The organism is Mesorhizobium sp. M0410, from assembly GCF_040321435.1.
GTDB lineage: Bacteria > Pseudomonadota > Alphaproteobacteria > Rhizobiales > Rhizobiaceae > Mesorhizobium.
The window spans coordinates 69465-83559 of record NZ_JAMYRN010000014.1 but is presented as its reverse complement, the minus strand read 5'-3'; the positions used below and the strand labels follow the sequence as shown (position 1 = coordinate 83559).

Here is a 14095-nt window from a genome sequence, read left to right as displayed (position 1 = left end):
AGCGCCATTATGGACAAAGTTCGCGACTGGTTTGGGTTTGGCCCGATGACGCATGGCATGGGCAGCCACGGACATGATCACGGTGATGGCGGCCATGGCCACACCCATGGCGTCATCGATCCGACGATCGCCACGACGACACGCGGCATCTGGGCGATCAAATGGTCGTTCGTCGTTCTGGCTATCACGGCAGCGCTCCAGCTTGTGGTTGTGTTCCTCTCCGGCAGCGTGGCGCTGCTGGCCGATACGATCCACAATGTCGGCGACGCGGCCACTGCCATTCCGCTGTGGATCGCGTTCGTGCTGGCCCGCCGCAAGCCGAGCAAGACGTTCACCTACGGGCTGGGCCGGGTCGAGGATCTGGCTGGAATCGTCATCGTTCTCATCATCCTCTTCAGCGCCGTCGTTGCCGGCTATGAGGCGATCGACCGGTTGATCAATCCGCGTCCCATCACGTTTCTTGGCTGGGTCGCCATCGCCGGCCTCATAGGCTTCATCGGCAATGAAGCGGTCGCCGTATTTCGTATCCGCGTCGGGCGAGAGATCAACAGCGCGGCGCTGATCGCGGACGGCTACCATGCCCGCACCGACGGCTTTACCAGCCTGGCGGTTGTCCTGGGCGCTATCGGCGTCTGGCTGGGCTTTCCGCTTGCCGATCCGATCGTCGGGCTGCTGATCACCGTGGCGATCTTCGCCATCGTCTGGCAGTCGTCGAAAGCCGTATTGACCCGCATGCTCGACGGAGTCGAGCCCGGCGTCATCGATGAAATCCATCATGCCGCCGAACACGTGTCGGGCATCGGGCGCGTTGAAGGCGTGCAGGCACGCTGGATCGGACATCGTCTGCATGCCGACGTCGCCATCAGTGTTCCGGAGACGGCGACGGCCAAGAACGTGCTGGGCGTAACCGAAGCCCTCAAGGAGGAGCTGTTCGCCCACTTGCCGGCGTTGGCGGAAGCCAATGTCCGCCTGGTGAGTCCGGCCGGGCCGACCGCCACTGGAAGGGAACCCTCTCATGCTCACCATCATGCGCCGGAGCCCTTCAAGGTCGCCTGCGATCTGGCTGAAGGGACGTTGGAAATCGTCGACACGGCGGCCGGCGAGCGGATGCGGCTGACCATAGAACGGCACGCCGATGATTTGACAGCGACTGTGATCATCGACCGACCCGAAGGGCCAGAGACGCTTCGCCTCGAGCCCGCCGCTGACAACCATCATCGGCTTGAGAGCACCGTCGCCCCTGCCGAGCCGCATGAGTTCCAGGCGAGGTTGATCCTGGCCGCGAAGGGTCGCGAGCAGGTGCTGCCGTTCAAGATGGTCGAACCCGAAGGTCACCACCACTGAGACAGGCGGGCTGTTTGCGCTACGTTCCTGGCTCGACGAACCCCAATCCGCTGCAAGAACGCAAAATATGCTTCAGGTCCTGGCCAATCGCACCTACCGTCATCTCTTCCTGGCCCAGGTCATCGCCCTGATCGGCACTGGCCTTGCCACCGTAGCACTCGGGCTGCTGGCCTATGATCTTGCCGGCGCCGATGCCGGCGCGGTGCTCGGCACGGCGCTCGCTATCAAGATGATCGCCTATGTCGGCGTGGCGCCTGTCGCCGCTGCGTTCGCCGAGCGCCTGCCGCGCCGCACCATGCTGGTTTCGCTCGACCTCATCCGGGCTGCGGTCGCGGTGTTCCTGCCCTTCGTTACCGAAGTCTGGCAGGTATATGTTCTCATCTTCGTCCTGCAGTCGGCGTCGGCAGGCTTCACTCCGGCCTTCCAGGCCTCTATTCCTGACGTGCTGCCCGAGGAGAAGGACTACACGCGGGCCCTGTCGCTGTCGCGACTGGCCTATGACCTGGAAAGCGTCGTCAGTCCCATGCTGGCGGCGGCGCTGCTTTCCGTCATCAGCTTCCACAGCCTGTTCGCCGGTACGGTTATCGGCTTTCTCGCCTCGGCGGCGCTGGTGGTGTCGGTGGTCCTGCCGAGCCCTAAACCGTCGCAGCCGCGCGGCGTTTACGATCGTACCACGCGCGGAATCCGCATCTATCTGGCGACGCCGCGATTGCGCGGGCTGCTGGCCCTTAACGTTGCCGTCGCGGCGGCAAGCGCGATGGTGATCGTCAACACGGTCGTCCTGGTGCAGGCGCAGTTCGGCCTCTCGCAAAGCGACACGGCGCTGGCGCTCGCAGCGTTCGGCGGCGGATCGATGATTGCAGCCCTTGCCCTGCCGCGGCTGCTGGAGAACGTCCCGGACCGGGTTGCGATGCTCTCGGGCGCCGCGATCCTGGTCGCGGGCGTGCTGGTGGGACCGCTCGCCGGCAGCTATTATCTGCTGCTGCCGCTCTGGTTCGTGCTGGGGCTCGGCTATTCGCTGGCGCAGACGCCTTCGGGCCGATTGATCAGACGTTCTGCCGATGCCGTCGACCGGCCCGCTCTGTTTGCTGCCCAATTCGCGCTTTCGCATGCCTGCTGGCTGATGACCTATCCCATTGCCGGCCGCGTCGGTGCCGCGATGGGATTGCCCTTCACCTTCGTTCTGCTCGGCGTTATAGGCGCCGCTGCCCTGCTTGCCGCGATCTGGCTATGGCCGAAACACGATCCCGACGTGCTTGTGCATACGCATGTCGACCTGCCTGAGGACGACCGTCATATCGGGGACGCAGTATGGTCGGAAGCGGGCTATGAGCATTCGCATGGCTACGTCGTCGACGATCGGCACCCGAAATGGCCCAAGGCAAGCTGAGGGCTCGAGATGCCTGGCGAGCTCGCCATCTATGGCGGTCTATTTCTGACCGCGTTCGCGGCGGCGACCATACTGCCGATGCAATCGGAAGCAGCCCTTGCGGGACTGCTTCTGACAGAAAGCTATGCTCCGGCTCTGCTCATCGCCTCCGCAAGCGCAGGCAATGTGCTCGGCTCGATCGTCAACTGGTGGCTCGGCCGGGGCGCCGACCGCTTTCGCAACCGCAAATGGTTCCCGGTGAGGCCCTCTGCGCTGACGCGCGCGACGCTATGGTATCAGCGCTATGGACGATGGTCGCTGCTGTTGAGCTGGTTTCCTCTCGTTGGCGATCCGCTGACGGTTGTGGCGGGAGCGCTGCGGGAGCCATTCTGGAGCTTCCTTGCGATCGTCACGATCGCGAAGGTCGGCCGCTACCTCGCGCTGGCGGCGATGACGCTGAGCTGGATTTAGCCCTTGTCGAGACCCGCGCCGGCATGGCGACATTACGCGAGACGGCGCTTTCCTATGCCAAACGCAGCGCTGCGCGCCAACTTGGATTTGCGCCGTATATGTCTATACAAATGGGAATGCATGTGTACAATCGCTACCAATCAAAAAATGGGGAACTGAAATGATCACTCTCGACCGCCGCAATTTTCTCGCTTCCACCGCTGGCCTCGCCTTCGTCGCCGCCCTTCCGCGCAGCGCCTTCTCCGAAACGAATGACACGTTGAAAATTGCTATCGCCGCGGAGACCGGCGATCTCGATTTGCTGCAGAACGTTTCGACGCTGAGCACCTACACCATCGTCTTCGACGCGCTGATCCACTACGGCCAGAATGGCGCGCTGGAGCCGGGGCTTGCTACCAAATGGGCCGTCGCCGACGATCAGCTTTCGATCGCTTTCGATCTGCGCGAAGGCGTGACCTTCAGCGACGGCACACCGTTTGACTCGGCCGCAGCCGAATGGAATCTCAAGCGCTGGATGGGGGTGAGCGACTTCTCCTGGATTGGCGTCTCCGACGCGTTCGACAGTATCGTCACCGATGGGCCGAACAAGCTGACGGTCAAGCTGAAGCGGCCGGTGCCGGCCGCATTGCTTGAACTCACCATCGTCCGCCCAGTTCGTTTCCTGTCGCCAAAGGCAGTCGACAAGGATGGCAAGCAGACGGCGCCGATCGGAACCGGTCCGTGGATCGTCGAAAAATACGATGCGAGCGGCACCAGCCTCGTTCGCAACGACAAATACTGGGGCGAGAAGCCGCTCTTCAGCCGCATGGAATTGAAGGTCGTTCCGGACGAGCTCGCTCGCGCCAACGGTCTGCGCTCAGGCGACCTCGATGTCATCGGTGGCGACTGGGTAGCGACGCTGTCGCCACGCCGCGCTCGCGCGCTGGAAAGCGACGGCATGAAGGTCGTGGCCGAGCCGGGCACGGCGACGATGCTGCTCGGCTATTCGCCGAAGTCGAAGATCATCGCCGACAAGGCCGTCCGCGACGCTGTCTATGCATCGATCGACCGGGCGGCGATCGCCAAGGTCCTATTCGAAGGCTTTGCCGACCCGGCCGCCGATCTGTTCCCGGCGAACGTGCCTTCGTCGGGCAAGCGGCATGACGTGCCGGTGCGCGACGTGGCGGCGGCCAAGAAGATCCTCGCCGATGGCGGCTGGGTCGACAGCGGCGGTGCTTGGACCAAGGCTGGCTCTCCTCTGACCATCGACTTTCTGGTTTCCGAAGAGTCCCTGCCGGGATCGCGGCGAATCGCCGAAATGATCCAGGGTCAATTGTCCGAGGTCGGTTTCCAGGTCCAAGTCTCCTCGGTGGACAATGCCACCATGCATGAACGGCGTCCGGCCTTCGACTATGATCTCGCTTTCTTCACCACCTATGGCGCTCCCTATGACCCTCACGGGACCCTTGGCAATGCCTTCGTCTCGACGGCGGACAGCGGGCCTGACGGCAAGATCTATGTCTCGGACGCGCTCGACGGCGTAGTCAAGGCTGCGCTCGAGGCGAGCGGCGCCGAACGCGACCTGAAGATGCAGGCTCTCTACGATTGGCTGCACGACAACACCGCCATCTGTCCGCTTGTCGTCAGCCAGCGGCTGTGGGCTCACAATCCGCGCGCAGAGAACTTCTCGCTTCCGGCGACTGACTACGACTTGCCGTTCAAGGCGATCACGCTGAAGGCCTGAAGACTTCGAGCCCGAGTGAGGCCTGACGATGAAACGCACGATCCTGCGACGGATGCTGCTTGCCTGCCTTTTGATCCTGGCGGCATCCGCGCTGACATTCGCCCTGGTTGCGGCGGCTCCGGGCAATGTTGCGGCGCTCATTGCCGAGCGTGCGGCAGGTCCTGGTGCTGACGCGCAAATGATCGCCAAGATCGGCAACGAGCTCGGTCTCTACGACCCGTTGCCGATCCGCTACGGACGCTGGCTTTCCGGCGCGCTGGCCGGGGATTTCGGCATCTCACTGCGAACGGGAAAGCCGATCTCGTCGGAGTTTGCCGCCCGCATCCCGATGACGGCGGCTCTGCTTGCCGGCGGCGGCGTTCTCGCCTTCATTTTCTCGATCACGCTCGGCATTGCCGGCGCCGTCAGCAACGGCGGCATGATGGACAGGTTCCTGCATGCATTTTCGCTGATCGGCGCGTCGACCCCGAACTTCTTCGTGGCGGCGCTGCTGGTCATCGCGTTTTCGGTGATGCTCGGCTGGGTGCCCACCTTCGGCACCAGCGGCTTCACCTCATGGCTTCTGCCGTGGGTGACGATCGCGCTGTTCCCGGCCTCCGTTCTCAGCCGCGTCGTTAGGGTCAACCTCCAGGAAGCGATGTCGCGGCCGTTTGCGACAACGGGCTTCGCAAAAGGCTTTACCAGAACGCAGGTGCTGCTGCGCGAGGCGCTGCCCAACATCGCCATTCCGTTCCTGACGACATTCGGGGCGCAATTCACGCTGATGATCATCGGGTCGATCGTCGTCGAGACGGTATTTGCATTGCGCGGCGTCGGTGCCTTTTTCATCGAGGCGATACGCTTCCGCGACTTCATCGGCATGCAGTCGGTGCTGCTGCTGTTTGTCGTCTTCTTCGTCATGGTCAATTTCATCGTCGACATGATTTGCATCGTCGCGGATCCGCGAATGCGCCGGGCGCGGGGAGCATGAGGCGATGAACATTTCTGCTATCAGGGACATCAAGGACTGGCCGTGGCTGGTGCTGCTCCCCGTAATCGGCTTTGTGCTGATCGGCATCTTCGCTCCTGCGATCATGCCTTACGATCCGAGTGCGCAGGACTATTCGGCGACACTGGAGGGCATGAGCTGGAGCCACTGGCTCGGCACCGACTATCTCGGCCGAGACGTCTTCAGCCGCATCGTTGGTGGCGCCCGCATTTCCCTGGTGGCGATGGTCATCGTGCTTGTCGCTGCCTTGGCAATCGGGGTGACGATCGGCTCCTTCGCCGGCTATGTCGGCGGTCGCGTCGAGCTTGTCCTGATCAGCATCATCGACATTGCGCTGGCACTTCCGAGCCTGGTGATCGCGCTGGCGCTGATCGGCATTCTGGGCACGGGCTATTGGTCGATGATCACGGCGCTCACCCTGGCGTGGTGGGCGAACTATGCCCGCATGAGCCGCGCCGTCGTCACCGCCGAGCTGCAACAGCCCTATATCGAGGCGGCGAGAGTCATGGGCGCCGGTCATCTGTGGATATTTGTCCGCCATATCCTGCCGCATGTGCTCGCTCTCGTCGTCGTCTACGCAAGCGCCGACGCCGGCGCCCTTGTGCTGGCCATCGCGACGCTCAGCTTTCTCGGACTTGGCGTCGCACCGCCGACACCGGAATGGGGCCAGATTCCGGTGGCGATCGATGTCTGCCGGGTCGAGGAACCGATGCTGCGATCGGTGCCGCATGGCGGCGTTGCAGCCTGTCATCTGGCCGATAGCGGCCGCCGCCCGGTTATCTGAAAAGATGGCGTTTCTGCCCCCAACGCGTTTCGCGAGGCTGACCGTCATTGCCGGTGTCCTGCGCGAGCTTTTTTTGCTGGTCACTGCCGCCAAGGTTGGCCGTTATCTTGTTCTTGCCGCCGTGACGCTGAGCGTCATCTGACCTCGCGAAGCTTCTCCAACCTGAGCGGGTTAGGCCCGACTGGTTCGAAGGAGCCAGCCCAAGAGCCACGTCTGATACAGGCGGTCGGGAAGCCTAGCCTTTCTTGACGGCGACCTTGTCAAGGGGCCGCGCGCAGTCCTTTCGCCAGCTGCTGCGCGTCGCGGGACCGGCCAACCAAGCTAAGGCACAGCGCGCGAAGGGCTTCAGCCAACGTCGACATTGTTAAGACATTCCTGTGGCCGCGCGCCAGGCCTGCACAACAAAGCTGTGCTGGTTCCAGACCATCAGCGCTCCACTGACAGCCATGAGCGCGACCACAAGGCCGCGGAACTGTCGTCCACTCAGGCGCTCGAGCCAGCGCTTGGCCAGCAGATTGGCAAGCGCAGCGCCCAAACCCGCGGCTGCGCCGTACATGGCCGCCTGACCCCCGAGCGCGCCAAGTCCGGTGAATACCGCGATCTTGACGACATCGGTCACAAACGAGTTCACCGATTTCGTGGCGACCAACGTCTCCTTCTCCGAACCGTAGTTCAGATAGAGCGAATTCAAGACGGGTCCCACCGTGCCCATCAGCGCCGACAACAGCGCGACGATCAGGCCGGCCGGGAGGAACCACCAGCGGCGGGCTCGGTAGCTCCGCTCGCGCGCCCCGCCGCGAAATTCCCAGACTGCACTGATCAGATAGATCCCTATGAGTATCTGGAGCCATTCCGCCCGACTGTTGGCGAAGAGCCAGGAGCCCGCAGCGGCACCGGCGATGGCGCCGGGCAGGTACCAACGGACGAGGCTCCAATCGATGTCGCGCCGGAAGGCCAGGGCGCGGATGGGATTGCCGATGAGCTCGGTCAAGGTGATGACCGGCGCAACCGCCGCGCTCCCTGTGATGAAAGTCACGGCGGGGATCAGCAATAGACCTCCGCCTCCGGCCGAGAGGGTGTTCAGCGTCCAGGTGAGGAACCCCGCCAACGCCAGGAGGCCTAGTCTAATCCAGTCCATCGGATCAGAACGAAGCGGGCCTCCGATCGTTCCGAACGCATCGGTTCGCAAAAACCCGGCCCGCCTTTTGAGTCTCGTGTGCGGTGGAAAGGCGATCTCCGGCGGAATGCTGGTGGCAGAAAGACGCCCTGCCAGAGAACAATTCCCGAGGCGGCGGGAAGAAGGCCGGCGATCGCTCCGAGCCGGCCGAACTCCGCCGTTGGACGGGCCACCAATCTAGCTCTTCTTGACGGCGACCTTGTCGAGGGCTGCGCGCAGGCCTTTCGCCAGCTTCTGCACATCGTCGTTCGCCCAGAAATGCATGAAGAAGAGCCGCGGCTGCTCATCGAGCATGTGGCTATGCAGTGCGGTGATCTCGATGCCGTTGTCCTGCATGGCTTTGATAACCAGATTGACCTCCTTTGCGGTCAGCACAAAATCTCCCGTGATCGCCGCCTTGCCGCCACCTGTCGATTGGAAGTTGATCGCTATTGCCGAGCCCATGGCCGCCGGCACTTCCATTCCATTTTCCTCGACCGGCTTAGCGCGCGGGATCGTGAACTGGTAGATCGCGCCATTGGCTTTGCCCTTATAACCGATGGTTTGGTCGACACCGGCTGCGTCGAAGTCGATCTGCGGAGCGGCTTGCGGCTGGGCGCCGCCTCCCATCGGTGTTTTGCTCAGCGCCAATCCGGCATGAAGCGCTGTGGCGAGCGTAACCGGGTCGCCCTGGCCGAACACGTGCATGTAGAGCGTCATCGGCTCCGCGCGCAGCAGGTGGTTGTGCACCGCGGTGATCTCGATCCCGCCTTCTTCCAACTTCTTCATGACCGGGTTCACCTCGTCCTGCGTCAGAACGATGTCGCCCATGACCATAGTCTGATTTCCCATGGGTTCGAACGCGACCCAGCCTCCGAGCGCAAAGCCGGGTTTCAGGGCCACGCCGTCGAGCGACACCTTCAGGTCCGTTCGTGGCAAGCCCACTCGATAGACGCCATCAGGCGTCTCTGCTCCGGATTTGCCGAGCGCCTTTGCGATTGTTTGCCAATCGGGTGCCGCCGATGCCGGTTGGAGCAGCGCCGACATCGCGATCAGCATTGCTCCGGTCACGAGTTTTGCATGCATGGGGTTTCTCCTTGTGATCTGCCCCCATTGCCCAATTCGTCATGCGGCTGCTGGCTTCGTGGCGGGAGGCCAGCTGTGCGTTTCCGCTTTGCGGCCCGAAGCCCACGCGTAGAGCGCGTCATAGATGACGAAGCCGTGGTTCAGCACCTCATGGTCGTCGGGCGTCAGGTCCCGCAGACCCATGGAGATCGCCAGCAACCCGGCCGATTGCGGCGTCAGGTCATGCCGGTCGGTGTCGGCACCGCGCACGATCGCGGCAATGGTCACGATCGCCGGGTGCGCTCGAGGCCGTATTTCGAGACGAAGGTGTCGACACTGCAGCCGTCGCCGACATGCGTGAATTCGACGCCGGGCACGTCATACGGCGTAGCGCCCGTCTCCTGTGCAACCCGGATCACCTGATCGGGTGGCACGAACAGGAATTCGGACTCCTTGTCGATGAAGCGGGCGATCAGCCAGGGGCAGGCAATGCGGTCGATGACCGGACGTTCGCGGGTAACCCATTTCACGGCCTTGTCTCCCTTGATTTGGCAACAAGCCCAGGCGGCCCACTGCCATAAGGAGGTCAACGCTACGCCCGAATGTGAAATGATACAAGTGTTGCATTTATTTGTGCACGTGATACGGTTCACTTATGAGTGAGGGGGAAACGACGGAACAGCGCTGGCTGCTCCTTATCCATCGGCTGCCGAGCAAGCCGGCCTATTTCCGGGTGAAGATCTGGCGGCGGCTGCAAGGCATCGGCGCGGTCGCGGTGAAAAGCACCGTCTATGCACTGCCGGCCAATGCCGAGACGCAGGAGGATTTCGAGTGGCTCCTGAAGGAGATCGTCGCGGGTGGTGGCGAGGCGATGGTGTGCGAGGCGCGTCTCGTCGACGGGCTGTCGGATGCCCAGGTCCAGGCGCTGTTCGATGCGGCGCGTGATGCCGACTATGCGGAGATCGCCAAAGAAGCGCGTGGTCTCGCCGCCGAGATCGGCGCGAACGCTGCGCCGGAGAAACGTGTGGAGACGCGGCCGCAGCTCAACCGAATGCGCAAGCGGGTCGCCGAAGTGGACACGATCGATTTTTTCGGCGCTACCGGTCGCCTCGCGGTTGAGGGGTTGCTCGCCGAGCTCGAAACGCATGTCGTGGAGGACCAGCCCATGACCGAGGAGTCGAAGGCGGCTGAGCCGATCACGGACCTCAAGGGCCGGATCTGGGTGACACGCCGTGACGTGCATATCGACCGGATTGCCTGCAGCTGGCTGATCCGCCGCTTCATTGATCCAGACGCCGTCATCCGCTTCGTCCCGGGCAAGAGCTATGCGGCGAAGCCGAGAGAGCTGCGCTTTGATATGTTTGACGGTGAGGTCACCCATGAGGGCGACCGCTGCAGCTTCGAGGTGCTGCTCACCCGGGCCGGGCTTGACGACCCGGCGCTGCAGGCCATCGCCGAGATCGTCCATGATATCGACCTCAAGGACGGCAAGTTCGGGCGCGACGAGACGACGGGCATTGCCAGCCTAATCGCGGGCATCGCCATGACGAATAAGGGCGACGAGCAGCGGATCGCGCAGGGCGGCCCGGTCTTCGACAATCTCTACCAGTATTTCCGCCAGAAGCGCGGGTGAGGGGAACCAATGACCAGCGTCCATGCCGTCCATCCGAATGCGCTGGGGGATGAACCTTCGCATTGCATCCCCTTCCGCGAAGCAGTGCGGGTCTGGGCGCGAGTCGCTGCGTTGAGTTTTGGTGGCCCGGCCGGCCAGATCGCGGTAATGCATCGCATCCTCGTTGAGGAGAAGCGCTGGATCGGCGAGACGCGGTTCCTGCATGCGCTGAACTACTGCATGCTGCTGCCAGGACCGGAGGCCCAGCAGCTCGCCGTCTACATCGGGTGGCTCCTGCATAAAACCCGAGGCGGGCTCGTGGCCGGCACGCTGTTCGTACTGCCGGGCGTCATCGCCATCATGGCGCTGAGCTGGATCTATGCGATTTTAGGCAATGTCGGCGCGGTGCAGGCGCTTTTCTTCGGCCTGAAGGCCGCTGTCCTCGCCATCGTGCTCGAGGCGGTTATCCGGGTCGGCAAGCGAGCGCTCAAGAACAAGGTCATGACAGGCCTCGCCGCCGCCGCCTTTATCGGGCTCTTCCTGTTCCATCTCCCGTTCCCGCTCATTGTCCTGACGGCCGGAGTGATCGGGTACGTCGGCGGGCGGGCCGGGCTGGCAGCGTTCATGGCGGGCAACGGCCATGGCAAGGTCGGCGGCAAGCAGGTCGCCGACGCGGAATCGGCGCTCGGCGAAGGCATTCCTGCCCATGCTCGCCCGCCGGTCAGCTGGTCGTTGAAGATCGGAGGTGTGTTTCTGGTGCTATGGCTGGCACCTGTCCTCGGCCTTTTCGTGCTGTTCGGGTCCGGCAATGTCTTCGCCGATATCGCGGTCTTTTTCTCGAAGATGGCGGTCGTGACCTTCGGAGGCGCCTACGCCGTCCTCGCTTACGTGGCGCAGCAGGCTGTCGATACATATGGCTGGCTGAAGCCAGGCGAGATGCTGGACGGCCTCGGCATGGCGGAGACGACGCCTGGCCCCTTGATCATGGTGACGCAGTTCGTCGGGTTCATGGGCGCGTATCGAGCGCCGGGATCGCTTAATCCGCTGCTCGCTGGAACGTTGGGCGGCCTGCTCACCACCTGGGTCACCTTCACACCTTGCTTCCTCTGGATATTTGTCGGTGCGCCGTTCGTGGAAACGTTGCGCAGCAACAAGGCCTTGTCCGCCGCGCTGGCGACCATAACGGCAGCCGTGGTGGGCGTGATCCTGAACCTGGCGGTGTGGTTCGCGCTTCACGTTCTGTTTGGAGCACTGCGCGAGGTCAAAGGGTTCGGCATGACGGTCGATGTGCCCGCATTCAGCTCCGTCAACGTCCCGTCCCTCGTCCTGACATTGGGTGCGCTGCTAGCGGTGTTTCGCTTCAAGATCGGCATGCTCCCGGTGCTCGTCGGCTGTTCGATCCTCGGGCTGCTCTACGGGATGGCAACGGGAGCGATCTAACCCGTGCAGCCAGCGCCGCTTACCAGTGGTGAGGAGGCATTGTTGACGTTACAGTGGCTCGCGCACGGTTTGCGCAAAGCTATTTCGAAGCGGCGCTTCAGGCTCCTTCCTGCCGGTGCTGAGCCGACTGCTGCGAACCTGCTGATATCAAGGGGACTGCGGGCGTTCGGTGACGGTCTGGTCAGCATCCTGCTTCCCGCCTATCTGGCCACGCTCGGCTTCGACGCCTTCGAGATCGGAACCCTGTCGACGGCGACGCTCGCGGGCTCAGCCGTCCTCACCCTGGCTGTTGGGATCGTCGCGCACCGCTTCTCCCGTCGAGCGCTGCTGACCGCAGCGGCTGTCCTGATGATAGCAACGGGGGTGGTCTTCGCTGTCGTTCACGACTTCTGGCCGCTGCTTCTCATCGCGTTCGTCGGCACGCTGAACCCATCTTCAGGGGACGTCAGCGTGTTTCTACCGCTCGAACATGCGCAGCTTGCGCAGAGCGTCACCGACCGCGACCGCACGGCGCTCTTTGCGCGCTACAGCCTCATCGGCTCTCTCGCCGGCGCCGTCGGAGCGCTGGCCGCAGGAGCGCCCGACTTTCTCCGCGACGCCATCGGCCTGGAAATGAAGCAGGCCCTCCAGGCAGCTTTTCTATTTTATGCCTCACTTGGGTTGGCGGCGGTGCTCCTCTATCGGCGGCTGCCGAGTGACGCGCCTGATGCAGGCAAAGTGTCGGCACAGCCATTGCGCAGGTCTCGCTCCATCGTTCTGTCACTCGCAGCGCTCTTCAGCCTCGACGCTTTCGCAGGCGGCTTCATCGTCCAATCGTTGTTGGCCCTCTGGCTCTTTCAACGGTTCGGCCTGTCGCTGGCCGCGACCGGCGCAATCTTCTTCTGGACGGGTGTCCTTTCGGCTGCGTCCTATTTGGTCGCTGTGCGAATTTCCCAGCAGATCGGACTCATAAACACGATGGTGTTTACGCACCTTCCGTCGAGCCTCTGTCTGGTGCTCATCCCGTTCATGCCGAGCGTCGCTCCGGCTATCGCTCTTCTGCTGATTAGAAGCGCGCTGTCGCAGATGGACGTGCCGACCCGCACATCGTACGTCATGGCCGTGGTGACGCCCGAAGAGCGGGCTGCCGCGGCGAGCATCACCGCCGTCCCCCGCAGCCTCGCGGCGGCCGCCAGTCCGGTCCTCGCAGGGGCTCTCCTTGCCGTCTCCAGCTTTGGCTGGCCCCTGATCATCGCCGGTGGGCTGAAAATTATCTACGACCTTCTGCTGCTCGCGACATTTCGCAGTGTTCGCCCTCCAGAGGAGCACGGGGGCGGGAGGAATGACATGTCAGTCGGCCATGATCGAACTGGCAACGACGCGCGGGTTTCCTGGTGGCGTTGAAGGCAGGACCACCAGCCGGACAAATTGCTTACGTCCGCCGGCAACGAGGATGTAGAGACGCGAGAACTCCTCCGTATCGCGATCTTCGGCAATCTTCTCGGCATCCGTACGGGTGAAGAAACTCTTCCGAAATGCCTCTTGATCGATATCGGGAAATGCCAGCGTACACGTCTGCACCGGTTTGCCGCTCATCGTTGCCTTGGTGGTGCCGATGATGGTTCCTGCTGGCAATCCTTCCTCCGCTTCGGCCACCAGCCATGCCTCCAATGAGGTTGGATTAGCGATTGGCGCGAGTTCGGCGAAGCCTGCTTCGGCAATAAGTGTCCACCTGCGTTCGTGCGCGGTCTCTATCATGCGCTCGAAATTGGGACCCTCGGCCAGACAGGTACGGTGAAATTGTTCGACAGCCTGATCCGCATCACTGGCGGCCTGCGCCGGTGACATCGTCAGACCCAAGATGGTCCCTGCCCACGTTAGAAATCGGAACATGTCTATCTCGCGTAGCTGATTGTGGACGAACCACTTATCCTGAACGGGCTACGACACTCGTTGTTCCGGACTGTCGGCGCCTGCATGGCCGGTATCTTGATGGAGGCGCGAAGCGCCTGCGCAGTTGATGCAATGTTCAGGCATCTGGCAACTGATGGAACCATGCCGCACTGGGTTTCGATGACGGACCCTGCTACAGACCCACTCACACCGCCGGGCGGGACCATTTGATCTCGTGCTGAGTTCCTGGAGACATCTCCCGGCGCTCGCC

The 14095-nt window shown here is 62.9% G+C and carries 14 protein-coding genes and 1 pseudogene; 10 read left to right on the top strand and 5 right to left on the bottom strand.

What is annotated here, in order from left to right:
• Positions 1 to 6: 6 nt before the first annotated feature.
• The 7 genes and pseudogenes from NKI63_RS20925 to NKI63_RS20895 form a co-directional block, all read left to right on the top strand.
• The gene (locus tag NKI63_RS20925; protein ID WP_352466348.1) at positions 7 to 1344 is read left to right on the top strand and encodes a cation diffusion facilitator family transporter; all 1338 of its coding nucleotides are present in this window, start codon (positions 7 to 9) and stop codon (positions 1342 to 1344) included.
• A gap of 67 nt (positions 1345 to 1411) precedes the next feature.
• On the top strand, positions 1412 to 2734 hold the full coding sequence (locus tag NKI63_RS20920) for an MFS transporter (protein ID WP_352466314.1): 1323 nt from the start codon (positions 1412 to 1414) through the stop codon (positions 2732 to 2734).
• 9 nt (positions 2735 to 2743) lie between these two features.
• The gene (locus tag NKI63_RS20915; protein ID WP_352466315.1) at positions 2744 to 3184 is read left to right on the top strand and encodes a YqaA family protein; all 441 of its coding nucleotides are present in this window, start codon (positions 2744 to 2746) and stop codon (positions 3182 to 3184) included.
• A 160-nt stretch (positions 3185 to 3344) separates the two neighbouring features.
• Positions 3345 to 4907, top strand: a complete 1563-nt coding sequence (locus NKI63_RS20910; protein WP_352466316.1) for an ABC transporter substrate-binding protein — start codon at positions 3345 to 3347, stop codon at positions 4905 to 4907.
• A gap of 28 nt (positions 4908 to 4935) precedes the next feature.
• Positions 4936 to 5877, top strand: a complete 942-nt coding sequence (locus NKI63_RS20905) for an ABC transporter permease (protein ID WP_352466317.1) — start codon at positions 4936 to 4938, stop codon at positions 5875 to 5877.
• 4 nt (positions 5878 to 5881) lie between these two features.
• The gene (locus tag NKI63_RS20900; protein WP_352466318.1) at positions 5882 to 6679 is read left to right on the top strand and encodes an ABC transporter permease; all 798 of its coding nucleotides are present in this window, start codon (positions 5882 to 5884) and stop codon (positions 6677 to 6679) included.
• A gap of 37 nt (positions 6680 to 6716) precedes the next feature.
• Positions 6717 to 6821: pseudogene (locus tag NKI63_RS20895) on the top strand (YqaA family protein); the annotation flags it as partial.
• A gap of 222 nt (positions 6822 to 7043) precedes the next feature.
• On the opposite strand, the gene NKI63_RS20890 reads toward NKI63_RS20895, so the two are convergent.
• The 4 genes from NKI63_RS20890 to NKI63_RS20875 form a co-directional block, all read right to left on the bottom strand.
• Positions 7044 to 7817, bottom strand: coding sequence for a sulfite exporter TauE/SafE family protein (locus NKI63_RS20890; protein ID WP_023722131.1), 774 nt, complete (start codon positions 7815 to 7817; stop codon positions 7044 to 7046).
• Between the two features lie 216 nt (positions 7818 to 8033).
• A complete protein-coding gene (locus NKI63_RS20885) occupies positions 8034 to 8894 on the bottom strand; it encodes a DUF1259 domain-containing protein (protein WP_352491419.1) in 861 nt (286 codons plus the stop codon).
• Between the two features lie 66 nt (positions 8895 to 8960).
• Positions 8961 to 9188: a chromate resistance protein ChrB domain-containing protein gene (locus NKI63_RS20880; RefSeq protein ID WP_023722133.1), complete on the bottom strand. Its 228-nt coding sequence runs from the start codon at positions 9186 to 9188 to the stop codon at positions 8961 to 8963.
• Positions 9185 to 9430 (bottom strand): chromate resistance protein ChrB domain-containing protein, encoded by a 246-nt coding sequence (locus tag NKI63_RS20875; protein WP_023722134.1) that lies wholly within the window; start codon positions 9428 to 9430, stop codon positions 9185 to 9187. The genes NKI63_RS20880 and NKI63_RS20875 overlap by 4 nt, the downstream gene beginning before the upstream one ends.
• A gap of 125 nt (positions 9431 to 9555) precedes the next feature.
• On the opposite strand from NKI63_RS20875, the gene NKI63_RS20870 reads away from it, so the two are divergent.
• The 3 genes from NKI63_RS20870 (at position 9556) to NKI63_RS20860 (ending at position 13335) form a co-directional block, all read left to right on the top strand.
• On the top strand, positions 9556 to 10533 hold the full coding sequence (locus NKI63_RS20870; protein ID WP_023722135.1) for a chromate resistance protein ChrB domain-containing protein: 978 nt from the start codon (positions 9556 to 9558) through the stop codon (positions 10531 to 10533).
• Between the two features lie 9 nt (positions 10534 to 10542).
• Positions 10543 to 11952: a chromate efflux transporter gene (gene chrA / locus NKI63_RS20865; protein WP_352466319.1), complete on the top strand. Its 1410-nt coding sequence runs from the start codon at positions 10543 to 10545 to the stop codon at positions 11950 to 11952.
• Between the two features lie 81 nt (positions 11953 to 12033).
• Complete coding sequence (locus tag NKI63_RS20860) at positions 12034 to 13335, top strand: MFS transporter (RefSeq protein ID WP_502896190.1); 1302 nt, start codon at positions 12034 to 12036, stop codon at positions 13333 to 13335.
• Here NKI63_RS20860 and NKI63_RS20855 read toward each other — a convergent pair.
• On the bottom strand, positions 13282 to 13791 hold the full coding sequence (locus tag NKI63_RS20855; RefSeq protein ID WP_352491420.1) for a hypothetical protein: 510 nt from the start codon (positions 13789 to 13791) through the stop codon (positions 13282 to 13284). The genes NKI63_RS20860 and NKI63_RS20855 overlap by 54 nt on opposite strands.
• Between the last annotated feature and the right edge of the window lie 304 nt (positions 13792 to 14095).